Source organism: Burkholderia sp. COPS (genome assembly GCF_019425585.1).
Lineage (GTDB): Bacteria > Pseudomonadota > Gammaproteobacteria > Burkholderiales > Burkholderiaceae > Burkholderia > Burkholderia cepacia.
Genome location: NZ_WIXR01000037.1, coordinates 139405 through 165520, shown reverse-complemented (window position 1 = coordinate 165520; position 26116 = coordinate 139405). Strand labels below are relative to the sequence as shown.

Below are 26116 nucleotides of genomic sequence, written 5' to 3'. Positions count from 1 at the left end.
CCGGAGAGCGAATGATGAATACGGTGTCCGTCAAGGATGGATGGGTCGAGAGCGACGGGTTGCGGTTGCACTACGTGAGCTGGGGTCGCGACGATGCGCCGGCCGTGGTGATGCTGCACGGCTTGCGCAGCTACGCGCGGACGTGGGAGCCCGTTGCCGACGCGCTGGCCGATCGCTACCGCGTCGTCGCGCTCGATCAGCGCGGGCGCGGGCTGAGCGACTGGGATCCGCGGCGGGACTATTACGCGGCGGCCTACGTTCGCGATCTCGATGCGCTGGTACGCGCGCTCGACCTGCGACGATTCGTGCTGGCCGGGCATTCGATGGGCGGCGCCAATGCGTTCGTCTACGCGGCATCGAATCCGGACCGGCTTGCCGGTCTCGTGATCGAGGACATGGGCCCGGGCGCGTCGGCCGGCTCGCAAGGTTCCGAGCGCATCAAGCGCGAGCTGAAGGAAACGCCGGACGCGTTCGCGTCGTGGGACGACGCGCGTGCATTCTGGCGGCATCAGCGGCCGAACATCGCGGAATCCGCGCTCGATTCGCGCGTCGCGCACTCGCTGAAGGAGGACGCGCACGGACGGATCGTGTGGCGGCACGACGCCGCCGGGATCGCGGCGGCCCGGCTGGCCGCGACGCCGGAGCAGCTCGTCCATCTGTGGCCGCTGGTTCTCAACCTGCAGGTGCCGACGCTGCTGTTGCGCGGCGGCGAATCGGATTTCCTGGCCGCGGAAGTGGCGGCCGAAATGGCGGCCAGCGCCGGCATCGACTGGCTCGATATTCCGGGCGCGACGCACTACGTGCATGACGATCAGCCCGCCGCGTTCAACCACGCATTGCGCACCTGGCTCGATCGTCTCGACGATCCGGCATGGCGGACGGGAGCCGACGCATGAAGGCGAACAATCCGGAGCGGACATCGGTCGCGATCGTCGGCGCCGGGCCGAACGGCGTGGCGATGGCGAATCTGCTCGGCCTCTACGGCATCGCGACGGTGATCGTCGAGAAGGCGGCGGACGTCGTCGAATTTCCGCGCGCGGTCGGCATCGACGACGAAGCGTTGCGGATGTTTCAGACAGCGGGGCTCGCCGACGAACTGAGCCGCGACATCATCCAGAACGTGCCGCTGCGCATGTTCAAGGCGAACGGTGAATGCTTTGCCGATATCCGCCCGTCGATCCGCGAATTCGGCTGGTGGCGGCGCAACATCTTCATGCAGCAACTGGCCGAACGAACGCTGCGTGCCGGGCTGGCCCGCTATCCGCACGTGTCGCTGCGAACCAGCGAGGAAGTGGTGGATGTGGAACAGGACGATGGAGGCGTCACGTTGCAGGTGCGCAGCGCGGACGGCCGGCAGTATGCGCTCCAGGCCGACTACGTGGTCGCGGCCGACGGCGGACGCAGCCCGATGCGCGAGCTGCTCGGCGTCACGCTCGCCGGCACGACGCATCCGATCAAGTGGGTCGTGGTCGATGTGAAGAACGCCGGCCTCGACCAGCCTTGCACGGCGCTGAACTGCGACCCGCGCCGCCCGAACGTCTGCATCTATCTGCCGTTCGATTTCCGACGCTGGGAGTTTCTCGTGTTCCCGCACGAGGACGAAGCGGCGATCGCCCAGCCCGACTCGATTCGCGCGCTGATCGCGCCGTACGTCGACGACATCGATCGCGTCGAGATCGTGCGCGCGCGAACCTACACGCACCATTCGCGCGTGGCCGAGCGTTTCGTTGTCGGTCGCGTGGCGTTCGTCGGCGATGCCGCGCACCTGAGTCCGCCGTGGATCGGCCAGGGCCTGAACGCGGGCCTGCGCGACGTGGGCAACCTCGCGTGGAAGCTGGCGGGCATCGTCCGTGGCGCATTGCATCCCGGCGTGATCTCGACGTACGAATCCGAGCGGCGCGATCACGCGAAGGCGATGATCGACCTCGCGGACACCTTCGGCGCGATGCTGATGCCGACCAACCGGCTCGTCGCGTTTGTGCGCGATCGCGTTCTCGGGCTGGTCCGCTTTGCGCCGGGACTGAAGGACTACATCCTGCAGATGCGGTTCAAGCCGATGCCGAGCTACACGCGCGGCATCGTGCTGCCCGGCGGATCGGATGCGGTCGGCAGGATGATCGTGCAGCCCGATGTCGAAACGGCCGATGGCGTGCGCCGCAAACTCGACGATGTGCTGGGGCCGTGGTTCTCGATCGTCGGCTGGCAGTGCGATCCGCAAGCGTGCCTGAGCGACGACGATCGCGCGTACTGGACGTCGCTCGGCGCGGCGTTCGTGCAGGTGAGCCGTTCGCGCAGCGGGACGAGTCGCGCCCGGCGCGTGACCAGCGTGCATGGCAGCGCCTGCGTCGAGGACGTCGACAACGCGCTGGCGGCGTGGTTCGACCGGCATGCCGGCCCGCTCGTGGTGGTGCGCCCCGATCGCTACGTGGCGGCGCAGACGGACGCCGTGGGGATGGCCCGCGCGACCGCGGCCTTTCAGGCGTTCGCGCCACGACAACGGGAGGAAGCGCATGTTTGTTGAACAACGCACCTATACGCTGGTGCCGGGCGGCGTCGCCGAATATCTGCGGCTGTATGCGGAATGCGGACGCGCCGCGCAGGAGCGGGTGCTCGGCACGATGATCGGCTGTTTCGCGACGGAAGTCGGGCCGCTGAACCAGCTCGTCTATCTGTGGGCATTCGATTCGCTCGACACGCGTGCGCGGCGGCGTGCCGCGCTGATGGCCGATCCCGAGTTCGGGATCTTTCGCGGCAAGGTCCGGCATCTGCTCGTCAGGCAGGAAAACCAGATTCTCCGGCAGGAAATCGGCGGCTTGCTGCATGCGCCGCAACAGGCGGCGTGAAGCGGCCGTCGCGCCGTCCGCGCCAACCGCGCACTTTCAACCGAGGGTTCCGTCTTGATTCCGTTTACGCCGCTGACTTCGCGCATGGTGCCTGATGCGTGCGTCGATTACCCGCCGCTTCGTCTGTATGTCGACGGACGGTTCCTGCCGGCCGACGGCCGGCGCACGCAGCCCGTCTTCGATCCGGGCAACGGCCGCGTGCTCGGCGACCTGCCGCATGCGACGCGGGCCGATATCGACGCCGCCGTGCATGCCGCGCATCGTGCGTTCGCGACATGGCGCCGCGAGTCGCCGCTCGTGCGCTCGGACATCCTGCGGCGCGCCGCCTCGCTCGTGCGCGAGCGCGCCGAGTCCATCGGCCGCCATATCACGATGGACCAGGGCAAGCCGCTTCGCGAGGCGGTCGCGGAGGTCATGTCGTCCGCGGAACAGCTCGAATGGCACGCGGAGGAGGGGCGTCGCACCTACGGCCGCGTCGTGCCGGCGCGTTCGCCGGATGTGATGCAGACGGTGTTGCGGGAGCCGATCGGCGTGTGCGCGGCGTTTTCGCCGTGGAATTTTCCGTTCAGCCAGGCGATGCACAAGATCGCGGCCGCGCTTGCGTCGGGGTGCACGCTGGTGCTGAAAGGGCCCGAGGAATCGCCGAGCGCGATCGTCGCGCTCGCGCACCTCTTCCACGATGCGGGGTTGCCGCCGGGCTGCCTGAACATCGTGTGGGGTGTGCCGGGCGACGTGTCGACGCAACTGATCGAGGCGCCGCAGGTGCGCAAGATCTCGTTCACCGGTTCGGTGCCGGTCGGCAAGCGGCTGGCGGCGCTCGCCGCGGCGCACATGAAGCGCATGACGATGGAGCTGGGCGGACACGCGCCGGTGATCGTCTGCGCGGATGCCGAGATCGAGCGCGCCGCGGCGATGCTGGCCGCGTACAAGTTTCGCAATGCCGGGCAGGTGTGCGTGTCGCCGACGCGGTTCTTCGTGCAACGCGCGGTGTTCGATCGCTTCGTTGCCGCGTATCTGGAAGCGGTTGGCAAGATCCGCGTCGGCTACGGACTGGAGGAGGGTGTCACGATGGGGCCGCTCGCGCATGCGCGGCGCGTGTCGGAGATCGACGCGTTCGTCGCCGACGCGAAGGCGAACGGCGCGGCGATCGTCGCGGGCGGCACGCGTTTGCCGGGGGCCGGCCATTACTTCGCGCCGACGGTCGTCGTGGCACCGCCGCGCGAGGCGCGCCTGATGAATGACGAGCCGTTCGGCCCGATCGTCGGGATCGTGCCGTTCGATGCACTCGACGATGCGCTCGCCGAAGCCAATCGATTGCCGTTCGGCCTGGCGTCGTATGCATTCACGACATCGGCACGCAACGCGCACCGGATTGGCCGCGCGCTCGAGGCCGGCATGGTCAACATCAATCACTTCGGCATGGGGCCGGCGGAGATCCCGTTCGGCGGCGTGAAGGACAGCGGCTTCGGCAGCGAGGGAGGCACCGAGACCTTCGACGGTTATCTGGTCACCAAATTCATCACGCAACTGAACTGACGGTGCGCGCGCCGGCGCCCGCGCGCGACGTCGCGCCAGCCTTCAGGTGGCTTCGCCGATCTGCGCGGTGGCGTCGATCAGCAGCTTGCCGAGCACGTGCTCGTCGAACAGCGCGAAGTGCTCGGCGCGAAACACCAGCGACAGGCTGCTGTTGATCTCGCCGCTGCTGGCGGTGCGGATCGGGGCGGCGATGCCGACGAAACCGGCATCGAGTTCGCCGCGCGAGATCCAGTAGCCGGTCTCGACGATCTGCTGGCAGTGCCTCCAGAACTGTGTCCAGTCGGCCGCGAACTCGCCGAACGCGGCGTTGTGCCGTTCGTGCAGCCGTTTCAGGCGCGCGCGCGACATCGCGGCCACGATCACTTTCGACGATGCGCCCTGGAACAGCGGCATGATGCGGCCGCGGCCGAAACCGAGCTGCAGGTTCTCGGCACCGGTTTCGTGCATGACGTTGATGATCTGTTCGTCGAACAGCGTCGACACGAGCGCATCGCCGCCGGTGACCTGGACCAGTTTCTGGATGACGGGCTTCGCGGCGGTGAGCGTCGGGTCCGACTGCCGCATGTTGTAGTCGAGATGGATGATGCGCGGGCCCAGCGTATAGCGGCCGTTGGTGCCGACGAGCAGGCCGACGGAAGCCAGTTCCTTCACGTAGCGATAACACGTGGTGCGTGAAAAGCCCATGTGTTCGGCGATTTCCTCGGCGGTCATCGACGTCGCGGACGAAGAGAAGACGTCGAGGATGGACAGCATTTTGGTGAGGCTCGACATGACGTGATCCGGAAATCAGGCGGCTTGCGGCAATGGAACGGGAGAATCGGAAACGGCTCGCGCCGCGGTCGCGGGTGACGCGACACATCGGCGACGGCAGGGTCGTAGTCTAACTTAAGTCGTGGCGGCGGCAACCGGACCCGCATCAAGGAAGGCGCGTGACACATGCCACTGATCGTCCTGTAATCGCGTCGCATCGAATCAATATGGAATCCTATGTTGACGATGCAGATAACGCAACCCGAAACGGCCTGCGTGCGATCCGGCTCGCGGACGCGATGCATGAATATTCGATGAGGAGAAGAAGATGGGAACGTGGTTGAAGATGGTGGCGCTGTGCGGCTGCGGTGCGGTTTCGCCGGTGTTCGCGCAGTCGAGCGTGACGCTCTACGGTTCGCTCGACACCGGCATCACCTATACGAGCGACGTCGCTTCCGCGCCGCGCGGCGGCCGCCAGCTCGCGCTCCAGGCGGGCGTGTCGCGCAACGACGTGTGGGGCCTGACGGGCAGGGAAGACCTCGGCGGCGGCAACTTCGCGGTATTCCGGCTCGAAAGCCAGTTCCAGACATCGGACGGCACGTTGACCGTGCCGGGCTCCGCGTTCAGTTCGCAAGCGTACGTCGGGCTCGGCGGCGACTGGGGCACCGTGACGCTCGGGCGGCAGTTCGATTTCGTCGGCGATCTCATGCCGTCGTTCGCGATCGGCGCGAACACGCCGGCCGGGCTGCTCGCGTGGGGCTTGCCGGCGAACGCGTCGGCGGGCGGCGCGCTCGACAACCGTGTGTGGGGTGTGCAGGTGAACAACGCGGTGAAGTACGTGAGTCCGACGTTCGGCGGTGTCGCGTTCGGCGGCATGTGGGGGTTCGGCAACGTGCCCGGCACGGTCGCGCGCAGCAGCGTGCAAAGCGCGATGCTGTCCTACACGCAAGGCGCGTTCAGCGCAGCGCTCGCCTATTTCGGCCAGCACGACGTGGCTGCCGGCGGCAATCTGCGCAACTTCTCGGGCGGGGCCGGCTACAACGTCGGGCCGTTCCGCGTCTTCGGCATGGTGTCGGACGTACGGATCAGCGCCGCCGCGCCGTTGCGCGCCACCACCTACGACGCCGGGTTGACCTATTCGGTCACGCCCTCGTTGCAGCTCGGCGGCGGTTTCCAGTACCAGCAGCGCGGCGGGGACATCGGCTCGGCCAACCAGATCACGCTGAGCGCCGACTATTCGCTGTCGAAGCGCACGGGGCTGTACGCGGTGGTCGCGCGCGGGCACGACAGTGCTTACGGTGCCCAGGTCGAGGCCGCGCTCGGCGCAGCGGCGGCGGGCACGTCGCAGACCGCGGTGCGCGTCGGGGTGCGGCATCAGTTCTGACCGCACGGGAAAGCACGGGTTGCCGCGTGCGGCAACCCGGCACGCGGGTCGCCGTGCTCAGAACCGATGCATCATCCCGATCCGCAGCGCCAGCTGGTTGCGGCCCGACGACTGCCCGGCCGTGCCGAGCACGTGCGCATAGTCGAAGTCGGTACCGGTGTTGCCGGTTGCATGCTGGTATGCAGCCTGGAGGTAGGTCGAGGTCCGCTTGCTGAGGTCGTAGTCGAGCATCATCGACAGCTGGTGCCAGCTCGGCGATGCGTCGCCGGCCGTCGTGGCGACATGCGCATGCGTGAATGCATAGGCGGCACCGAGCCAGAAGTCAGGCCGGAAGAAATACTGGCCGTTGACCTCGAAGTTGTCGAATTTCCACGCGTTCTGCGTGCCTGCCGCAGGCGGGTTCGCGAAGTAGAGATTCGATTCGGGGTTGGTCACGTCGACGTGCGAATACGCGGCGGAGAGCGTGAACTTGTCGCTGAACTTGTAAGACGCGCCGGCATCGATGTTCTGCTGCGAGCGGCCGCTGAATACCGTGTCGTCGCTCGACAGCGCGCCGCCCGCGGTCGCGCCGCCGTTGTTTGCCTTCAGGTAGGCGACGGCGGCGGAGAACGCGCCCATCTGGTACTGCACGGCCGCGCTGTAGACGCGGTTTCGCGCGAAGCCGCCCGCCTGGTTCGAGAGGCCGTAGAGCACTTCGCCCTTGAAGCCGGCATACGCGGGCGACACGTATTTGACGCTGTTCTGGATGCGGTAGTCCCAGTCGGCGTTGTCGTTGTCGTACGGGTGCGCGCCGAAGTCGCCGAGCCAGTTTCCGGTGGCCGTGAACGGGCTCCACATGTCGAGCGTGGGGTCGTACTGGCGGCCGAGCGTAAGCGTGCCGAACCGGTCGGAATCTAGTCCGACATAAGCCTGCCTGCCGAACATCCGGGACGTCACGCCGAGCGCGCCCGTACTCGCGTTGAAGCCGTTTTCGAGCTGGAACAGCGCCCTCAGGCCGCCGCCGAGGTCTTCGGTACCTTTCAACCCCCAGTTGCTGCCGACGGTATCGCCGCTGATCATCTGGTAAGCCGTGCTGCCGCCCGCGTTGCTCGTGAAATTGATGCCTTCGTCGATCAGGCCGTATAGCGTCACGGTGCTTTGCGCGTGGGCCGGCAGGCCGAAACCCATGGCGCTCGCGGCCGATACGGCCGCCATCATCTTCTTCATCGTCGATCTCCAGGTGTGGGCGGCCCGCGCGTGGCGACACGGTTTCCGACGGCGTGCGTCAGCACCGGACGCGTGCAGCGGGTCCGTTTATCGTTAGTTAAACGAAATATGAATCGGGAAGAAAATCGGTCCGCCGCGATCGAGCGGACCGAATACGGCGCCTCGCCGGGCGCGAGGTTCCGCGTAGCGGAGCTACAGCATCCGCCGCAGCACGTCGTTTTCCGGGTTGCGGTCGAAGAAGCGGTGCTTCAGCGCGCCGAGCACATGCAGCACGATGAGCGCGAGCAACGTGTAGGCGAGCGTCCGGTGCAGCCACTGAAACGCCTCGAACCAGTGGTCGTTCTTCGGCAGCAGCTCGGGTACGCGGAAAAAGAAGAACGGCACGCCGTCGCTCTGCGTGAAAGTACTGGACATCGAATAACCCATCAGCGGCACGACGATCGCCAGCGCGTACAGCAGGTAGTGGCCGATCTTGGCGAGCTTGCGGTCGAGCGTCGGCAGGGTGGCAGGCAGCGGCGGCAACGGCTTCATCGACCGAATCGCCAGTTGCGTGACGACCACCAGCAGCGTGAGCACGCCGAACTCCTTGTGCGTCGGGTAGTACCAGTCGAACTTGGCCGGCAGGTTGTCGTCGAGCCGGACCATCGTCCAGCCGGTCCAGAGCTGCGCGCCGATCAGGATCGCCCTGACCCAGTGCAGCAGCCGAAGCGCGAGCGGGTATTTCTCCACGGTGAATGCAATGGCCTGGTGTTCCATTTGATTTGTCTTCCTTTGAAGCGACACTGCGACAGGCGGGATGCCGATCGTCAACGTCTCGCGCCGATCTTCGTCGAACCGAGGCCGGGTGGCGATGCGCACGAACCTTCGACGAGAGGCCCGTGCGCCAGGCTATTTCGCGCGCTCAGGCGATCGCCAGCGAATCCGCGCAGCATTCCTGCAGTGCTTCGCGCAGCGTCACCGCGATGAAGTCGGCTTCGTCCTGCCGCAGCGTCAACGGCGGCGACATCACGACCTTGTTCGCGATCGCCCGTACCAGGACGCCGCGCCTGCGCGCGGCATCGGCCACGCGGGCCGCGAACCCCTGTCCCGGATCGAGCGGCGTGCGGCTGGCCTTGTCGGTCACCAGATCGAGCGCCAGCATCAGTCCCTTGCCGCGGACGTCGCCGACCGTCTCGAAGTCGGCCTTCAGCGGCAGCAATTGCTCGAGCAGGCGCTGGCCGACCCGCGCCGCATTACCGGGCAGATCCTCGGCCTCGACGATGTCGAGCACGGCAAGCGACGCCGCGCAAGCGAGCGGATGCCCGCTGTACGTATAGCCGTGCATGACCACGTGCGAGAAGCCCGCACCATGTTCGATCGCGTCGGCGATCCGGCCGTTGTACAGTGTCGCGCCGAGCGGCACGTAGCCGGCGGAAATGCCCTTGGCGACGCACAGGATGTCGGCGGCGACGCCCCAGCCGCGGCTGCCGAGCAGGCTGCCGGTGCGGCCGAAGCCGGTGACCACCTCGTCGGCGATCAGCAGGATGCCGTTGCGATCGCATACGGCCCGCACGCGCGGCCAGTAATCGGCCGGCGGGACGATCAGGCCGCCGGCGCCCTGCACCGGTTCGGCGACGAATGCGGCAATGGTCTGCGGGCCGTGAAACGCGATCGTTTCCTCGAGCTGCCGGATGCAGTGCTCGACGAGCTGTTGCGGATCGTCGCAGTTCCACGGATTGCGGTAGAGCCACGGCGTGTCGAGCAGTACGCAGCCGGGCAGCAGCGGGCCGTGATTGTAATGGTAGACGCCGTTGCCGCCGATCGACGTGCCGCCCATGTGTACGCCGTGATAGCCGTTGCGCAGCGACAGGAATTTCGTGCGCGACGGCTCGCCTGCGGCGACCCAGTACTGACGCGCCATCTTGAGCGCGGTCTCGATCGCGTCGGACCCGCCGCTGCCGAACATCACCCGTTGCATGTCCTCCTGCGCGAACATAGCGCACAGGCGGTCGGCCAGGTCGTAGACGCGCGGATGGGCGACGCCGTCGAAGGTCTGGTAGTAAGACAGCTCGTCCATCTGCCGCGCGATCGCGCTTTTCACTTCCGGCCGGTTGTGGCCGACGTTGACGTTCCACAGTCCGCCGACGCCGTCGAGCATGCGATGGCCGTCGACGTCGTACACGTAGTTGCCGTCGCCGCGCGCGATGACGACGGTGGGGGTCGTATGGCCGGCGGCGGCCGAGCTCATCGGATGCCAGAATCGTTTTTGACGCTTTTGATAGTCCATGGTGTCTCTCGTCTCTCTTACGAAGTGCTTGAACAGAGGGGTGCGACGTGGTGTGCGCCGCGGGTCACAGGGCTGCGGTGACGATCTTTTCCTCGAGGTATGCATCGAGCGCGGCCTTCGACAGGTCGCGCCCGATCCCGCTTTGCTTGGTGCCGCCCCACGGCAGGCGTGCGTCGATCGGGCTCCATGCATTGATTGCGACCGCGCCGACGTCGAGCCGCTCGGCGACGCGGTGCGCGATGTCGACATCCTGTGTCCACACCGAGGCGGAGAGGCCGAACGGCGTGTCGTTGGCGATGCGAACGGCCTCGTCCTCGGTCTCGAACGGCATGACCATGCCGACCGGGCCGAACACTTCGTCGCGGGCGATTCGCATGCCCGGATGGACACCGCCCAGGATCGTCGGTCGCATGAAGCAGCCGCGCGGCGGCACCTGTTCGTCGCCGACGAGCATGACCGCCCCTTCGGCGAGCGCGCCGTCGACGAGCGCACGGACGCGCGCGAGGTGACGCGGGTTGATCAGCGCGCCCATCTGCACGCCGGGCTCCGACGGCGGACCGACACGGATGGCCCGGGCCGCCTCGGCAAGCCGCTCTTCGAGTGCGTGCGCGATCGAGCGGTGCGCGAGCACGCGCGAGCCGGCCGCGCACGTCTGGCCCTGGTTCGCGAACATGCCGGCCATCAGCGACGGAATCGCACGATCGAGATCGGCATCCGCGAACACGATCTGCGCGGCCTTGCCGCCGAGTTCGAGCGTGACGCGCTTGAAGGTCTTCGCTGCCGCGGTCGCGATCGCGCGGCCGACTTCGGTGCTGCCGGTGAAGCTGATCTTGTTCACGAGCGGGTGCGCGACCAGCGCGGCGCCGACTTCCGCGCCCACGCCGTGAACGATGTTGACGACCCCGGCGGGCAGGCCGGCTTCGCAGACGAGTTCGCCGAGCCGGGCGACGGCCAGCGGCGTGTCCTCCGACGGCTTGATGACCACGGGGCAGCCGGCCGCGAGCGCCGGCGCGAGTTTCCACACGGCGATCATCAACGGCGCGTTCCACGGAATGATCAGACCGGCGACGCCCACCGGTGCACGCCGCGTGTAGCTGAGCGTCGGTCGGCCCATGAAGCCGTCGGTCGGAATCGTGCGGCCCTCGAGCTTGTCCGCCCAGCCGGCGAAATAGCGCAGCGTGTCGATGCACATCGGGAGGTCCATCATGCGCATCTCGGCAAGCGGGCGTCCCTGTTCGACGGCCAGCAATTCCGTCAGCGCATTGCCGTTGCGCTCGACCAGATCCGCGAGCCGAAGGAGCCAGCGGGCGCGGGCCGAGCCGCCGGCGCGGGCCCACGCGTCGTCGTGCAGCGCGGCGTGCGCGGCACGCACCGCGCGATCGACGTCCTCGGCGGTCGATGCGGGCACGGCGGCGACGTAGTCGCCGGTTGCCGGCGCCAGCTTTTCGAAAGTGCGGCCGCTCGCTGCATCGCAATGCCTGCCGCCGATCAGATTCTGAATTTTCATCATGGTGTCCATGTTTCACAGGGGCGAGTCGTCGGGCTGAACGGGGCGGCGGCGAGGGCGGCTGCCACCGTGCTGCGGCGACGTCGCTTTCACTGTATGTCGATGAAATCGCGCGCCTTGTCCGCTATCGGCAATCGTTGCTGTGCGATCGGGATAGGGAATACCCGTGCCGGCGCGACGCATTGCGAGTCGCGTCGGCAGCGGGAAATGCCCGGGGAGGGCGTAACGGGACGACGGGGCGGCGCGGCACCGTCCGGGCAGCGGCTACTGGGCGGCGCGCCCGAGTTCGCGGTACAGGTCGGGATCGCTGCGCTTCAGCCGCAGCGCGGCGCGGATGCCGAGCGCGCCGACGGCGACGAGGAAATACGGAAACATCGCGACGAAGGTCGAATCCGATCCGCTCAGCACGGACAGGTTGCGCACGACCAGCACGAGGCATGCACCGAGCGCGATCACGCTGACGAGCGGCGCGATCAGGCGGTGCACGACGCTGGCGTCCCGGCGATCGCGCGCGAAGAATGCGATTACCGAGGCCGCCACCAGGATCTGCACCGCGATGATGCCGATCGTGGCCAGCGCACTCATCCACGAGAACACGACCGCGAACGGATCGAGGCGGAACACCGCTGACCCGACGATGGCCGCGAGCGCGATCAGCGTCTGCACCTTGCCGGCGACGTCCGGGCAACGATGCACGGGGCACGTATGACCGAGCTTGCGCCACAGTACGCGTTCGCGGCCCATCGCGTAGAAATAGCGCGTGATCGTGTTGTGGAACGACAGGATGGCCGCGAAGAGGCTCGTGACGAGCAGCACGTTCATCGCGTCCGTCGCGATGCCGCCGAGCAGCCGGCCGCTGACGGCAAACCACAGATTGGCCGGATCGCGGCCCGCCTGTGCGGCGATCTGCCCCTCGCCCCACGCCTCGACGATCGCCCACGACGACAGCGCGTAGAACGCCATGATGAGGATCACGGCCAGGTAGGTGGCCCGCGGAATCGTACGTTTCGGGTCGCGCGCCTCCTCGGAGAAGATCGCCGTCGCCTCGAAGCCCATGTACGAGCCGAGCACGAACACGAGCGCGGTGCCGAGCCCGGGTGCGAACACCAGCGCGGGGCTGAACGGCTTCGCGCTGAAGCCGCCGGTGCTCGCGCCATGCACGACGATCGCGAGATCGAGCAGCATCACGATCGCGATCTCGCCGATCATCAGCATGCCGAGCAGCCGGCCGCTGAACTCGATGCGTCGCGCGCCGCAGACGTGGACCGCGACGACGCACGCGAGCGCGAACGCCCACCACGGCACGTCGACGCCGTAGTGCCGCTGGATGCTGTCGTTCAGGAAAAAGCCGAACATGCAGTAGATCGCGATCTGCACGGCGTTGTACGCGACGATCGCGACGAACGCGCCGCCCACGCCGGCGGGGCGTCCGAGCCCGTTCGCGATGTACGCATAGAACGCGCCCGCATTGGAGATGTGCCGGCTCATCGCGGCATAGCCGATGCTGAAGATCAGGTACATGACGCCCGCCAGCACGAATACGCCGGGCACGCCGGGGCCGTTGCCGAGCGAGAATGCCGCGGGCGTCGCGCCGACCATCGCGGTGAGCGGCGCGGCCGCGGCGACGACGAAGAAAACGATGTGTGAAAGTCCGACGGCGTTCTTGCTGAGCCCCGCTTCGGACCGGGGTGACGATTCGTTCATGAGTAGTCCCGCTGGCCGGATCGTCCGTCAGGAATCGACACCGGCATGCCTGATCGATATTCCCGTGCCGCGCGCCGATCCTGACGAGCCGGCAAGGGATGCCGACGGCCGACCACCGACGACGACACAGGTGTGCGCTTGGACGGCCGCTCGATGCGGTGAAGCGCACACAAGCAGGCCGACGACAAAAATTTACGGTGCCTAAATCACGCGCGTTGTCCGTTATCGGCAATCCGCATGCGCGGGGGCGGCAGGGGATTACCCGGATGCGCCGCCACCATGCGTCGTTCGCGGGCTCAGCTCAGGCGCGGCGTGTGTGACGGCAGCTCGTGGAAATGCTGCTGGTAGTACGCGGAGAAGCGCCCGAAGTGGCAAAAGCCGAATTGCGCCGCCGCGTCGCCGATCCGCATCGTCTCGGGCGTCGTCATCAGGAAGCGCCGCACGGCGTTCAGCCGGATCGAGCGGAGATAGGCGGTCGGCGTCGTGCCGACCACGTTCTGGAAACTGTATTGCAGCGTGCGGCGGCTGATTCTGAGGTGGTGACAGAGATCGATCACCGTCGGCACGTCATCGCATTCGAGCGCGATTTCCTGGCTGCGGCGAACGATGTAGCTTTGCGTCGAGGCCGACGGCAGCGCGCCGGCATCGGCATCGTCGGACTGCACGAGGTCGAGCAGGATGCCGACGACACTGTGCGCGAGCACGCGTTCGTCGAATGCATCGCGTGCGGTGAGCGAACCGCTGTCGAGCGCCTGGCAAAGCACGCGCTCGAGCCCGTCCAGCGCATGGCCGTAGCGTGCGGGCGAGATCGGCAGCACCGGCTGCTTCAGGATGCGGGCAGGCAGGTTCGCGAGTTCGTCCAGTTCGCGATCGGCCGTGAGCGTGCGATCGATCGTGAAGGCGAGCACCTCGGTGTCGCACGGCAGATGCGCGACGAACTCCTCGCCGCCGCGCAGCGTCAGCAGGCTCGGGCGCTCGACGGTGCGCCCCTGGACCACGGGCGCGACCGCGCTGACGATCGGCAGCGCGAAGCAGAGCCGGTCGCGCGGCGCGAGGCCGTGCTGCATCACGCGCTGATTGATGCGTTCGCGAAAGACGTGGAAACGCTGGCCGGCGACCTGGCGCAGCGTGGTCGTTGCGGTGCCGGGACTGATCTGGTCGTAGTGCTGCGACCAGTTCACGATCGCCTGGGAATGGAGGAACACATCCGAGAAGCACAGTGTTTCAGCGTGCAGATTCATGGCGTGGCTGATGCATACCGTCTGAAATTCGATGCCGGCCGAGGCCGACGCAGGTTGCCCGGGCGCGGGCAGCGCGCGATGCGCGCGGTTCGCCTGGATTCGCCCGGATGGATGGCTTCCGAAGATGCCGTGCCATGCGGCCGGTCCCGCCGACGATCATATCCAGAAAAAAACACCGGGTGACGCGATCGAAAACTCCGTTGACGCTCGCGGCCGTTTGTTTTTGTAAATCTCATTATATGAGATTGAATTTATTTTTATGATGGGGGTTTACGTGCGATATGGCGCGATACCTTGCAGTGTAGGCGAAATGACCGTGATATCCGCAGGATCTCGATGTTTTCTTACAAAACTGACGAATGAAGGTTGGCGATGCGGTGCAGGCGACGCCCGGCGGATTTTCTCGTGTTAACTACCAATGAATCCCGAATTGTGAGATTTGTATAATTCTCCCGTGGCGCTTCGACTGGCCGTGCGCATGCATGGCGCCGCCGATTACAGCCGCGAGCAACGCACGCGACTGCCGATGCATGTCCACCTACCGGGAGCGGTCCATGTCCGAGTCACCCCCTGCCGTCTTGTACCGCCGGATCGCGCTGCGCGTGATTCCGTTTCTGTTCGTCTGCTACGTCATCAACTTCGTCGATCGCGTCAACATCGGGTTCGCCAAGCTGCAGTTCCTGCAGGATCTCGGCTTGAGCGAAGCCGTGTTCGGCTCCGCGACGGCCATTTTCTTCATCAGTTACGCCGCCTTCGAGGTGCCGAGCAATCTGGTGCTGGCGCGCATCGGCGCGAGCCGCACGCTGATGCGCATCATGGTGCTGTGGGGCCTTTGCACGGTGGCGCAGATGTTCGTGACCGGCAGCGTGTCGCTGTACGTGGTGCGTTTTCTGCTCGGCGCCGCCGAGGCCGGCTTCTTTCCGGGCCTGATCCTGTACCTGTCGTACTGGTTTCCGGACGCGGTGCGCGCCCGTGTCAACAGCATGCTGCTGCTCGCCGTTCCGGTTGCTGGAATGATCGGCGGACCGCTGTCCGGCTGGATCATGGCGCACATGCAGGCCGTGATGGGGTTGCGCGGATGGCAATGGCTGTTTCTGATCGAGGGGTTGCCGGCCATCGCGCTCGGGCTGGTTGCGCCGCTGATGCTGAGCGACCGGCCGGAACAGGCGGCATGGCTGTCGTCTTTGGACCGGCAGGCGCTCTTGCGCGATCTGGACGCCGAGCGGGCCTCGGCCGTGGTCGGCCATGACCGGGTCGGCGTTGTCGACATCGTTGGCAACGGTCGCGTGCTGGGGCTTGCCGCGATCTATTTCTGCATCTACGTCGGGATGGGTACGGTGACGTTCTGGTCGCCCACGGTGCTGAAGTCGGCCGGGGTGTCGAGCGTCTCCGGAATCGGCTGGTTATCCGGGCTGATATCGGTGTTCACGATGATCGGAAACGTGGCGATCGCATGGAGTTCCGACCGATTTGGCGAGCGCCGGTGGCATACGGTGGTCTGCATGCTCGTCACCGCGTGCAGTCTACTGCTCCTGCGCTTCTCGGTCGGCCACGTATGGATCACCGTGGCCTTGCTGGCGATCGCGCAGCTGTGCGCGTTCACCGTGCCGATCGTTTTCTGGACGATTCCGGCTGCACAACTGACCGGTCGCGCGGCGGCGGCGGGCATCGCGGTGATCAGCATGCTGGGTTCGCTCGGCGGCGCCTTCAGTTCGTGGCTGGTTGGCCTCCTGTTTGCGCGTACGGGGGCGCCGTATGCCGGGCTCGGGGTGGTCGCGGGGCTGCTGGTGGTCGGTTCGGTGCTGGTGACGAGCCTGGTGCCGCGCACTCTGCCGCCGCGCCGCGCGGCGAGCGAACGGGCGTGTCTCCGTACAAGCCGGGGAGGTCGAGCGTGCTAGAGGACAAAGACGCAAGGCGGCTCGTTGCTCACGGGGAACGCATTCAAAAAAGTGGCGTGCTCGGAAAATCGTCGCAGATCAATCGTCTTTTCGAATTACTGCTCGAACGTTCGCTGGCCGACGCCGCACCGAAGGAAATCGAGATTGCGCAAACGGTCTTCGGCAAATCCATCGACGTGGATCTTGCCGCCGATGCGACCGTGAGGGTGCATGTCCACCGGCTACGGAAGAAACTCGAGGAACTGCCACCGGACGAGCATGGTGAACGCCTGGCCCTTCCGCGCGGGGAATATCGGCTCGTCGTCGTTCCGCCGGCTGCGGCCGCGGCAGACGAACGTGCCGCACCGCGCCGCCGCCTGCGACGCGGCGCCTGGATGTGGTTCGCAGGGGGCGCCGTGCTTCTCGTCGGGCTCAATCTGATTTGCTGGAACTGGTTCGCAGGCAATCCCGCCGGAGACGCTCGCCTCGGGACCAATCTCTGGAGTGCGCTGGCGGGGAGCCATATTCCGACTCTTGTCGTTTATGGCGGCGATTATGTTTTCGGCGAGCTGGATTCCGACAACGAGGTTTCCCGCCTGATACTCGACCCCCGAATTCACTCTGCGGATGAGTTGGGTCAGTACCGGTTGCGGACCTCGGGCGCGAATCAAAAATATATCGACTTGAATACCTACACCCTTCCTGAAGGTGTGGCGCCGGCTATGGCTGCCATTACTCCCATCATTGCGACCGCGCGAGCCGGTGAGCTGCCGTCGCTGCAATCCATCGCGATGTCGCGCTTCACCAACAATATGTTGCGGACTCACGATCTCGTCTATGTCGGTTTGCTGAGGAATCTGGCGGACCTGAAAGAACCGCTTTGCGATATCTCGGGTTTCTCTCTGTCGGACGACGGCGATACGCTTGTCGATCGGGCGAGCGGTAATCAGTTTCAATCCGACTGGGACAACCCTTCGACCGAGGGGATTATGCGCCGCGACTATGCATATATAGCCAGCTTTCCGGGCTCATCGGGAAATCATATCGTCGTTATTGCTGGCACCAGGGATCCTGCGCTCATGGAGGCGATACATGTTGCGTCGAGTAAATCCGAACTGGACAAGCTGAAGAAGAGTCTCGGCTCCGATAACACGTTCGAGGCACTGTATGAAGTCCGTACATTCGGACCGTCGAATGTCGGTAATAAGCCGGTCATTGTTCGCCATCTGAAGGTCGGCCAGATGTGGCCTGTAAGAGAAAGCGAGCTTGCGCCCAAAAAAGCCGGAGCCGGCGAACCCGCAAAACCAAAATAAAAAGTTGCGCTGCGTACGGAGATCCATGGAGCCGGTCCGGGCTCGAGATCGTGGTGAGCATGCGGAACGCACCTGTTTCGACGGCGATCCGGATGCGCTCTCGATGCCGCATCGAGATTGAATGCCCGATACCGCGCCGTCTTCTGTTTCTCCACCCGTTCCTCCCGTTTCAAGACGTCGTTATTTCGGCTGGGCCGAACCGGTGCGCGCCGCAAGCGAGCGGAGCAGAAGAGCGGGCGCAATGCACGCCGGAGTCCATATGCCCGCGATACGCAGGCATCCGCGATGCGATGAAATCGGGTTTACCCCGGGAATTGCAGTTGTCCGGTCACGCGAAAACACCAAAAAACGTTCGTTAACCGTTCGTCCACCGTTCGTTACTGGCCCGTGGGAGGGCGGCAGACCACCATGAACGCACTATCCCGACGGCCGCGTCTTCCTTCTGCGTCGAACAGGCCGCGGGCATAGACGGTACCTGGCAAGCGCGGCGTGCGCGACTCGCGGCCCTGCCCTGGCTCGTGACAATATGCAATCCCGGAGACGAAGATGCTAAATGAGATATGGAGCTCGGTTGCTGACTTTTATGACCCGACCATCGGAATGCTGCGGCAGTGGGCATGGGGTCTTCCGATTTATTTCGTGGTAGTGGCATGGGTCGCGTTCCTGGCAAGAAAAGAACGAGAGCCGGTGACGTTACGGGCGGTGGTGAGGTCCGTATTTCCGAAGGACCAGTACGATCACGCGTCGGCTCGCGTCGACCGATGGAACGGCATTATTCTTCTGGCGATCGGTTTTCCACTTTCTGTATTCGTCGCAATCAATGCGATATCGGTGGCGGACAATCTGGCGGGTTTTCTGGCGACGTATTTCGGGGCGAGAGCGCCTCTGATGCACACCGACTGGAAAATGGTTGCGGTTCAGTTCGCTATCTATTTTCTGGCTCTGGATTTTTCCGGCTACTGGGTGCACCGCTGGTGTCACGAGGTTCCCGTCCTGTGGCCACTGCACAAGCCGCACCATACGGCCGAAACGCTGACGCCATGGACGCTCTTTCGTCAACACCCGGTTGAATTCTTTTTTCTGAACACGATTCCGTCGTTTTTCGCCGGCGTGATGCTGGGCTTGCTGCTTTACGCCACCGGAACCGCTGTCAATCCGGGAACCGTGACCGTGATCGGAATTCAGGTGTACGTTTCCTTTTTTGTCGTCGACACGATGTCTCACGTACACGTGCACGTTTCGTACGGAAACTGGGTGAATCGTATCGTGCTCGCGCCTGTCATGCATAACCTCCATCACAGCATCGAGCTGCCGCATCGAGATAAAAACTACGGGGTGATTTTGACGGTATGGGACTGGATGTTCGGAACCCTTTATCTGCCGAAAAAGAACGAAACATGGCGCTGGGGGCTGAATGAAGTGGAGTTTGGGGAAAAAAATCCTCACAAAACCCTGCGAGGTTTCTATCTCGAGCCATTCGTTTCGTTCTGGCAGGGTTTGCTTCAAATCGGCGCTCGCCAGGATACCGTGACGCCGACCCACGAGTGAGTTTTCGCCGACGGGCGGATATCCAGGCCGCACGCACGACTCGATATCGAACAGAGTCGCGCGTGCTCGTCAAAAAATCACCTTTCTTGAATATGCCAAAAGTTACCTATATCGAAGCGAATGGCGACGAGCACGTCGTGGTCGCGCCGGACGGCGCCAATGCAATGGAGACCGCACTGGAAAATGGAGTGCCGGGTATCGACGGCTTTTGCGGCGGACAGGCCTCGTGTGCGACTTGCCATGTCTATGTCGACGAACCCTGGCTCAGCGTGACCGGCAAAGCCGATCCGGCGATCGAGCTTGCCCTCCTCGAGCCGTTGGGTGCAACGCAGGAAAACAGCAGGCTCGCTTGTCAGATCAAGTTGACACGAGAATTGCACGGCCTGGTGCTGAGAATGCCCGAGAAGCAAGGCTAGGCGGCGATCCCGAGCCTGTTCCTGACGGCTCGGCGCGCGTACTTCGACGGAGTACGACGGCGATGAACCGGGGCGCGAATGCGAATCTTCGTGTTTCGTGCCCGTTCGTGCGCGTTGTGCATCGACGGGGGCCGCGGCCGGTTCGGCGATCGGAGACGCGCTCGCGTGGGCGTCTCCGATTGCCTGTCGGCGAGACACGCTCGTCATCCTCTTCAACGCATTTGGAGTCCGTACTGCCCGGCAAGTGATCCACCTCGTCGAACATCGTTCCGGCTGCGCGATTGTCGAAGCGACGGTTTGCCGGCGAACGTCGTCCTCGACAGCCGGTTCCGGTGCGCACGCCGCACGCCGATCCGGTTCAAACCCGTGGATTGCCAGGGCGTTTCCTCGGGAGACAACTTTGACATCCTCACAAAAAGCGCCGTTCGTTATCGTCGGTGCCTCGTATGCCGGAACTCATCTCGCCGCGGCTGCGCGCGAACTGGGATTCGATGGACCTATCGTCCTGATCGGAGACGAGCCGCACGCACCCTACCAGCGCCCGCCTCTTTCCAAGGGCCTGCTCACGGGCAAGACCGGCATGGGCCAGCTCGCGCTGCGCAGCCCGGATTTCTATACTGAACAATGCATCGATCTGCGCGTGGGGCAGCGCGCTACAGCGCTGGATCTGGCCGCGCGCCGCGTGCGGCTGGCGGACGGCGGGCATCTCGAATACGGCTGGCTTGCACTCGCGACGGGCGCGCGCTGCCGCCCGCTTCCGGTTCCCGGCGCTGAGCTTCAGGGCGTGCATCAACTGCGCACGCTCGACGATGCGCTGGCGGTACAGCGCAGGCTTGGCCGTTGCTCGAGCGCGTGCATCGTTGGCGGCGGGTTTATTGGTCTGGAGGTCGCGGCCGCGCTGAGCTCGGCTGGAGCGCGGGTTACCGTGGTCGAGAGCCAGACTCGCCTCCTCGCGCGCGCCTTCCCGGCGTTCATGTCGGACTATGTCGCGCATGCGCACCGCCGGCGCGGCGTCTCGCTGGAGCTGGGCCGCAGCGTACGGGCGCTGCTGGGCCGTCAGGGTAGCGTCGAGGCAGTCCAGTTCGACGATGGCCGCACGTTGGATTGCGACTTGGTCGTAACAGGGATCGGCGTATTGCCGAACACGGAGCTTGCCGATGCCGCCGGCATCGCCTGCGACGACGGCATCCTTGTCGATGCGTTGGGCCGCACCTCGGTGCGGAACGTACTGGCCGTCGGCGACGTGGCCAACATGGCGCAGCCGCCTTTCCCGGGTAGTCCAGCCAGAATGCGGTTTGAATCTATCCAGGCCGCCAGCGACGGCGCGCGCGCCGCGGCCTCGGTGCTGGTCGGTCGGCCTCAACCGCTTTCGGCCGTACCATGGTTCTGGAGCGAGCAGCACGACTTGAGATTCCAGATGGCCGGTCTGCCATCGTCCGGAGACCAGGTGGTGTTGCGCGGTGCACCCGCCAGCGATCGCTTTACGGTGTTCTACCTGCACGACGGTGCGATGGCGGCTGCGCATTCCGTGAACCGGCCGGCGGACCACGTGCTGGCGCGCAAGCTGATCGCCCAGCGATCGCGTATTCCCGCTGCGACGCTGGCCGACCCGACCGCGGATCTCAGATCCATGATCGACGCCGGACAGGTGAATTGACCGTCATTTTCGGGGTACACCGGGCGCCTCGCGCACGCGAGTCACCGGTCGTATGTCGGCCATCACGTGAATCCGCGTGCGCTCCGGCAGCGGATTCGGTCGCGGAAGATGACGAGCAGGGTGGTGGCCGCAGCCGTCGGAATGGGTGCGAGGCACCCTGCATCGCGGTCGGGCTCGGTGATCGGACCGCGCCGGCTCGTCCGGCTTCTATCCGTCGTTCCGAACCGGTCTTTTGGTATGCGAAGGCAACTCGCCGAAGAGTGCCAGGTAGTCCTCGGCGAAATGGCTCATGTGGAAGAATCCCCATCGGGCGGCGGCGTCACCGATCAGTAGTTTGGATGGATGCGTCGACATCAGGCTTCGACGCACGCCGTTGAGCCGCACGGACCGAAGGTAATTCAACGGCGTCGTTCCGGTCACGGATCGAAAGCTGTTCTGCACGGTACGCCGGCTGACCTGCAGTTGCCGGCACAGCTCCATCACGCTGGGAACCTTGACGCTCTCGGACATGGTCAGGTGATGACATTTCTCGACGATGAAACTTTGGGTGGAACTGCCGTTGCGTTGGCGTAGATTGCAATCCGGGCTGCTGATCAGTCGAATCATTTCATGAAGAACGAATTGCTCGAACGCGCCTTCGTCATGCTGGATGGTGCCGCCTTCGTCGTCGACGAACGCCTCGGAAAATATCGCAAGCAGGCGACGGCGGCACGCGTTCAGGCGCTGTCTGGGCAACGTGATGACGGGTTGCTTGAGGAGCGTGTTGATCGCGCGGGCGTTCGCAACGGTCGATAGTGCCGATTCGAACATATCGCGATCGAAGTTGATCGAGAGCATGTCCATGCCCGTTGGCATATGAAACATGAACTCCTCGCCGCTACGCAGGAAGAGAACGCTGTTGCAGTCTGCCTTGCGGCCTTGCATGACGACCGGTCCGGACGCCGAAATCGGTATGGCGAAGCAAATCTTTCCCGACGGAGCTTCGCCGTGTTGAACGACGCGCTGGTTTATCCGTTCCCGGAAAAGGTGGCAGCGCGCGCTTGCAAGTTGCATCAGCGAGCTTTCGAGCGAACCCGCCGATATCTGGCTGTAGGTTTGATTCCAGTGCTTGATCGACGCGGCGTGGGCATTCACGTCATCAAATCGGTCGATGCTCTTCATGACAGGAAACCTCGACGGGGCGGCGAAGGACGTGCGTAGGGCGACTGATCGTTTTTTGGGCAGGAGAAATTCTGCGAACAAATCGCGTGTTGTCCCAGCGGGGGAAACCCGCGGATGTCGAGCCTGGACGCGCGAGCCCGTCCGCCGGTCCGATGACTCCGTCAAGTTCGGCGTGTCGAGGCGCCGTAAGCGGTTGCGACTGCCACGAAGTCCGATGTCGGCGATGCGATGTGCGGCGGGGTGATCGAAGATTGCGCTAGAAATTCGCGACGATCATCAGGTTGGCATAGAAGTTTGCGGCCGCGCTGCCGGTCTGGTTTCCGCCGTTTGCAGCGTATTTTCGCGGTTTGTAGACACCGAAGTTCGGGGAAAACTGGAGATGCTTGGTCAGAGCCTAATCCAGATAGAGTGTCAGCTCGGACGCGTCGAGATCGAGGGTCGAGCGATTGGACAACGTCCGGAAGTTGAAATACATCAGGGTCACGGTAAATTTTTCGGACGGGTGGACTGTGAGCCCGACGTCATGGATGCGCGTATTGAAGTTGTATGAAAACGAATAGTTGGATGCGATTTCACCCTGGTAGCGATCGCCGAATCCACCCTGGAACAACGAGTCGAAATCCTTCGAATAACGCGTGTAGCGATAGCTCAACGACGGCTGCCACCGGACATTCTGGAACGTATATCCGGCTTCGGCATACCACCCGTTGTCGTTGCCGGATCGTTTGGTTTGGTATGCATATTCGAACGCGAAGTGCGTATTGGGGATCCCGGCGTCACCGTCGCCTCGAATGCTGTACGTGTTCATCCCCGGGCGATCGAGGCGGCTTGGGGTACTGACATATCGCTTGTCGATGCTGATGCCATGGACAAAGGTGAGCCCGAGCGTTCCCGGCTGGGCCGTATAGTCCAGGGTGCCTACGGCCAGCTCGGTATCGGCTTGCAGATGATTGTTCGATTTGAGCCAGATTGCGCTTCCATGCCATCCGGTGTCGCCGCCCAGTCGCAGCACTGCGGTTCGCGAGAAAGCCACGCGCGATGCCAGATAGTAAGCGCCGCCGCGATCGTAGCGGCCGTCGTCCACAGCTCTGCCGGCACTGACTTTGTCTCCTTTGATCAGGAAACCGGAGCCCACGTTGACGTACTGGCTGCCGGCGGAAATGTCGATGCCGTCCTTTCCCAATGCAGGAATCGAGTCGCCGGATTTCCAGCCGAGGTAGGCGTCCTCGAGCGCGTTGCGGCGTTCGCGGCCGGTCGTAAAGCCGCCGGGGTCGCCGTCGCCCCACGTGGCGGAGCCGAGAAGACTCACGGCCCCGTAGATCGACCCTGCGCCGGGGATCGCCGTACCGCCGCTCAAGCCATACTTCAGATAGCCTTCCTGCCATCGGGTTGCGCCCGGACGGTCGATATAACTGCGCTGGACACTGAAGAACCCGTAGCCCACGCTCAGATTCGCGTCGATGTTCGTGCTCCCGTCGTTGTAGAACTCGTATGCGCTTGCAGGCGACGGAAATGTGCCGATGACGATCAGCGCTGGAAACAAAATTCGGATAACGGAATACATGGAATTGTCCTGAAATGTGCGGCGCGCTGGAGTTTTTCTGCACGCGGTGTGCCCTGCGCAGCGCGCGCTGTCGACGGGAGACAGCGCGTCATTGAAGTCGTCACGAGCACTGCGAATCGCGGGTTCGAGTGTTCAGTCGCGATGCCGTGAGGTGGTAGCCCAAATCAGCACAAAGTACGAGGGTCGGGTGCAGGCGGCGATGCGAAACGTGGCGGCGCGATCGAGCCGTTGCCGTTGGCGGTTTCCTTTCGCGAGGGTATTCCCCCGGTTTCGTATGGACTTGCCATTTCTGGATAAACCGCTGTCTGGAGACGCTGTTTAATGACTTGCGTCGAGCCGCCGACGGGTGCGCTCCCCTGGTCGACCGTGCAGCGGGATGGCGGCAGGGCGAACTGGAATCGCGGAGGCACCGCGCCGCATGAAGGAAAAGCCCGCGCGGGAGTACCGCTCATCAGCGAATACGAGATGCCGGAAACGGAAGGGTGGCGCTTTCGTCGAAGCGTGGCGTGGGATGCCCGAAAGACATTCGTGAAGCGACGCCGTGGGTCACGTGTTTCGCGCAGTGACCAGGCTCATCAACAGTGGAAACATTCACATGCACCGTCTGATAGAGAAAACCCGATACGTTGTCTTGATGGGAGTTTGGATCGTGGCAGGTACGGGCGCACCGGTTCGCGCGGAGGTCCCGCAAATGCCCACCGTCGTCGAAGTTCCACCCTCCGGTAAGCTGCCTCTGTCGTCGGCTTCCCGCCCTGGAACCGAATATATCGATTTGGCCAGATACGGGTACACCGAGAAGGAATACTATCTATCCGGTATCGCCCCGGTCATCACCGCGACGGGGAAGACGATGTTCCAGGCGCCGTACCTGACACGGATTCTCGTCCGCGCACCGACCGACCCGGCCCGCTTCAATGGAACCGTGATAATCGAGCCGTTCAGCTGGTTCGGAGAGCGCGGCGCCGGCTGGATCCTTACCCGGAAATATCTGCTGAGTCGCGGATACGCCTACGTGGGATACACGCTCAATAGCAACAAGCCGGCGGTCGATCCGAAGTTCATATCGGACACGCCGAAGGAGCAGGCGGACCAGATCGCGTTGTATGGAAACATCGTCAATTTCGACTTCATGCGTCGCTTCGACTACGCGCGTTATGCGCCGCTGGGCGTGTATTACGATCCCGAGCATTTCGTGCTGGGCAACGTGCCGGACCCGTTCATTCCGCAATCGCAAGGCATCGGTGCGCAATTGGCGCTGATGCTGAAGTCCGATACGCCGCAAAGTCCGCTCGCGCCACTGAAGGTTCGGCGGGTCTATGTCGATAGTTGGGCCGTGACGGCGCAAGTATGGATGGACTATCTCGACCAGGGGCGTCACCAGCAATGGCGGATGCCTGACGGTCGTCCTTTGATCGACGCGTACATGGCGGGGCGCATGGCCTATGGCGAGGTGGGGGGCGAATCCATTCGCGTTCCGCGCAAGATGCCGGACGACGCACCGTTCGTGACGGTCTTCAGCGAATCCGAATTGATGCACGATGTGCTCGCCGGTATTCCGCTGCCGCCGGACACCGACAGCCCCAAGCTTCGTTATTACGAAGTCACGGGCATGCCGCACTTGCGAAAGGCCGATCTCGGCACGGGTGAGAAGGAGTGGGTGGCCGCCGATATCGGCAAGGGTAACGATCCGCGTTGCCGAACGCTCTATGACGAGCCGGTGGAGGACGTCGTATCGGCAATCCTTGACGGGATGGATAGATGGGTGCGGAACGGCGAGACCATGCCGAAGGCGCCGAGGGTCGTCCGCAACGGAAAGGCCGTGGTGCGCGATCTGGTAACTGGAAACATGGAGGGAGGAGTCCGTCCACCCTGGATTCAGGTGCCGTCCGCGACCTACATGACCGACCAGGAAACGGGTTGCGGTCTGATCTACGACACGAAGATTCCGTATTCGAAAAGCAAGATGAGAAAGTTGTACGGAAACTACCAGAACTACGAGCAGGAATTCGAGGCGGCGAAAGAAAAGTCGATCAAGGAGCGTTATCTCCTGCCGGACGATGCTGCTACGCTTCGGCCGATTGCGCAACCCGGGGACTTCTAGCAGGGTGTTGAAAAACGCCTCGTTGTGACGACCGAGGCGCTA

Annotated in this window: 20 protein-coding genes; 11 read left to right on the top strand and 9 right to left on the bottom strand. The window is 64.3% G+C overall.

Annotated elements, in window-relative coordinates; translation table 11 throughout:
• Window positions 1–14: 14 nt before the first annotated feature.
• The 4 genes from FOZ70_RS28075 to FOZ70_RS28060 all read left to right on the top strand — a co-directional run bounded on the left by FOZ70_RS28075 (window position 15) and on the right by FOZ70_RS28060 (window position 4379).
• The gene (locus tag FOZ70_RS28075; RefSeq protein WP_059651311.1) at window positions 15–896 is read left to right on the top strand and encodes an alpha/beta hydrolase; all 882 of its coding nucleotides are present in this window, start codon (window positions 15–17) and stop codon (window positions 894–896) included.
• Window positions 893–2521, top strand: a complete 1629-nt coding sequence (locus FOZ70_RS28070; RefSeq protein WP_219707291.1) for a bifunctional 3-(3-hydroxy-phenyl)propionate/3-hydroxycinnamic acid hydroxylase — start codon at window positions 893–895, stop codon at window positions 2519–2521. Before FOZ70_RS28075 ends, FOZ70_RS28070 begins: the two co-directional genes overlap by 4 nt.
• On the top strand, window positions 2511–2843 hold the full coding sequence (locus FOZ70_RS28065; RefSeq protein ID WP_021157754.1) for an NIPSNAP family protein: 333 nt from the start codon (window positions 2511–2513) through the stop codon (window positions 2841–2843). The genes FOZ70_RS28070 and FOZ70_RS28065 overlap by 11 nt, the downstream gene beginning before the upstream one ends.
• Window positions 2844–2927: 84 nt before the next feature.
• Window positions 2928–4379: an NAD-dependent succinate-semialdehyde dehydrogenase gene (locus FOZ70_RS28060; protein ID WP_176131199.1), complete on the top strand. Its 1452-nt coding sequence runs from the start codon at window positions 2928–2930 to the stop codon at window positions 4377–4379.
• Window positions 4380–4421: 42 nt separating this feature from the next.
• On the opposite strand, the gene FOZ70_RS28055 is transcribed toward FOZ70_RS28060, so the two are convergent.
• Window positions 4422–5150 carry an IclR family transcriptional regulator gene (locus FOZ70_RS28055; RefSeq protein WP_048027892.1) on the bottom strand — a complete coding sequence of 243 codons (729 nt, stop codon included), beginning with the start codon at window positions 5148–5150 and terminating at the stop codon, window positions 4422–4424.
• A 307-nt stretch (window positions 5151–5457) separates the two neighbouring features.
• Here FOZ70_RS28055 and FOZ70_RS28050 point away from each other — a divergent pair, with 307 nt between their 5' ends.
• Entirely contained in the window at window positions 5458–6513 is a 1056-nt protein-coding gene (locus tag FOZ70_RS28050; RefSeq protein WP_059854675.1) for a porin, read from the top strand.
• Between the two features lie 57 nt (window positions 6514–6570).
• Here the strand turns inward: FOZ70_RS28050 and FOZ70_RS28045 are convergent, their stop codons facing one another.
• The 6 genes from FOZ70_RS28045 to FOZ70_RS28020 all read right to left on the bottom strand — a co-directional run bounded on the left by FOZ70_RS28045 (window position 6571) and on the right by FOZ70_RS28020 (window position 14437).
• Window positions 6571–7719: a porin gene (locus tag FOZ70_RS28045; RefSeq protein ID WP_048027890.1), complete on the bottom strand. Its 1149-nt coding sequence runs from the start codon at window positions 7717–7719 to the stop codon at window positions 6571–6573.
• Window positions 7720–7911: 192 nt separating this feature from the next.
• Window positions 7912–8475 (bottom strand): cytochrome b, encoded by a 564-nt coding sequence (locus tag FOZ70_RS28040; RefSeq protein ID WP_048027888.1) that lies wholly within the window; start codon window positions 8473–8475, stop codon window positions 7912–7914.
• 145 nt (window positions 8476–8620) lie between these two features.
• Window positions 8621–9985 (bottom strand): aspartate aminotransferase family protein, encoded by a 1365-nt coding sequence (locus FOZ70_RS28035; RefSeq protein ID WP_059495601.1) that lies wholly within the window; start codon window positions 9983–9985, stop codon window positions 8621–8623.
• Window positions 9986–10049: 64 nt separating this feature from the next.
• Window positions 10050–11495 (bottom strand): aldehyde dehydrogenase family protein, encoded by a 1446-nt coding sequence (locus FOZ70_RS28030; protein ID WP_219707290.1) that lies wholly within the window; start codon window positions 11493–11495, stop codon window positions 10050–10052.
• A gap of 261 nt (window positions 11496–11756) precedes the next feature.
• The gene (locus FOZ70_RS28025; RefSeq protein WP_048027885.1) at window positions 11757–13196 is read right to left on the bottom strand and encodes an APC family permease; all 1440 of its coding nucleotides are present in this window, start codon (window positions 13194–13196) and stop codon (window positions 11757–11759) included.
• Window positions 13197–13492: 296 nt separating this feature from the next.
• A complete protein-coding gene (locus FOZ70_RS28020; RefSeq protein WP_048027883.1) occupies window positions 13493–14437 on the bottom strand; it encodes a helix-turn-helix domain-containing protein in 945 nt (314 codons plus the stop codon).
• A gap of 554 nt (window positions 14438–14991) precedes the next feature.
• Between FOZ70_RS28020 and FOZ70_RS28015 the strand changes: the two genes are divergently transcribed.
• From FOZ70_RS28015 to FOZ70_RS27995, 5 genes are all read left to right on the top strand, one after another.
• Window positions 14992–16335: an MFS transporter gene (locus FOZ70_RS28015; RefSeq protein WP_219707289.1), complete on the top strand. Its 1344-nt coding sequence runs from the start codon at window positions 14992–14994 to the stop codon at window positions 16333–16335.
• Window positions 16329–17627, top strand: a complete 1299-nt coding sequence (locus FOZ70_RS28010; RefSeq protein WP_219707288.1) for a hypothetical protein — start codon at window positions 16329–16331, stop codon at window positions 17625–17627. Before FOZ70_RS28015 ends, FOZ70_RS28010 begins: the two co-directional genes overlap by 7 nt.
• A gap of 546 nt (window positions 17628–18173) precedes the next feature.
• Complete coding sequence (locus FOZ70_RS28005; protein ID WP_051392171.1) at window positions 18174–19175, top strand: sterol desaturase family protein; 1002 nt, start codon at window positions 18174–18176, stop codon at window positions 19173–19175.
• Between the two features lie 62 nt (window positions 19176–19237).
• Window positions 19238–19591 carry a 2Fe-2S iron-sulfur cluster-binding protein gene (locus FOZ70_RS28000; RefSeq protein ID WP_225723207.1) on the top strand — a complete coding sequence of 118 codons (354 nt, stop codon included), beginning with the start codon at window positions 19238–19240 and terminating at the stop codon, window positions 19589–19591.
• 400 nt (window positions 19592–19991) lie between these two features.
• A complete protein-coding gene (locus FOZ70_RS27995; RefSeq protein ID WP_219707287.1) occupies window positions 19992–21248 on the top strand; it encodes an FAD-dependent oxidoreductase in 1257 nt (418 codons plus the stop codon).
• Window positions 21249–21455: 207 nt separating this feature from the next.
• On the opposite strand, the gene FOZ70_RS27990 is transcribed toward FOZ70_RS27995, so the two are convergent.
• Together FOZ70_RS27990 and FOZ70_RS27985 are read right to left on the bottom strand one after the other, a co-directional pair.
• Window positions 21456–22409, bottom strand: coding sequence for a helix-turn-helix domain-containing protein (locus tag FOZ70_RS27990; RefSeq protein ID WP_059585695.1), 954 nt, complete (start codon window positions 22407–22409; stop codon window positions 21456–21458).
• A gap of 394 nt (window positions 22410–22803) precedes the next feature.
• Entirely contained in the window at window positions 22804–23973 is a 1170-nt protein-coding gene (locus FOZ70_RS27985; RefSeq protein WP_258025746.1) for an alginate export family protein, read from the bottom strand.
• A 691-nt stretch (window positions 23974–24664) separates the two neighbouring features.
• On the opposite strand from FOZ70_RS27985, the gene FOZ70_RS27980 reads away from it, so the two are divergent.
• The gene (locus FOZ70_RS27980) at window positions 24665–26074 is read left to right on the top strand and encodes an alpha/beta hydrolase domain-containing protein (protein ID WP_244113384.1); all 1410 of its coding nucleotides are present in this window, start codon (window positions 24665–24667) and stop codon (window positions 26072–26074) included.
• Window positions 26075–26116: the final 42 nt, after the last annotated feature.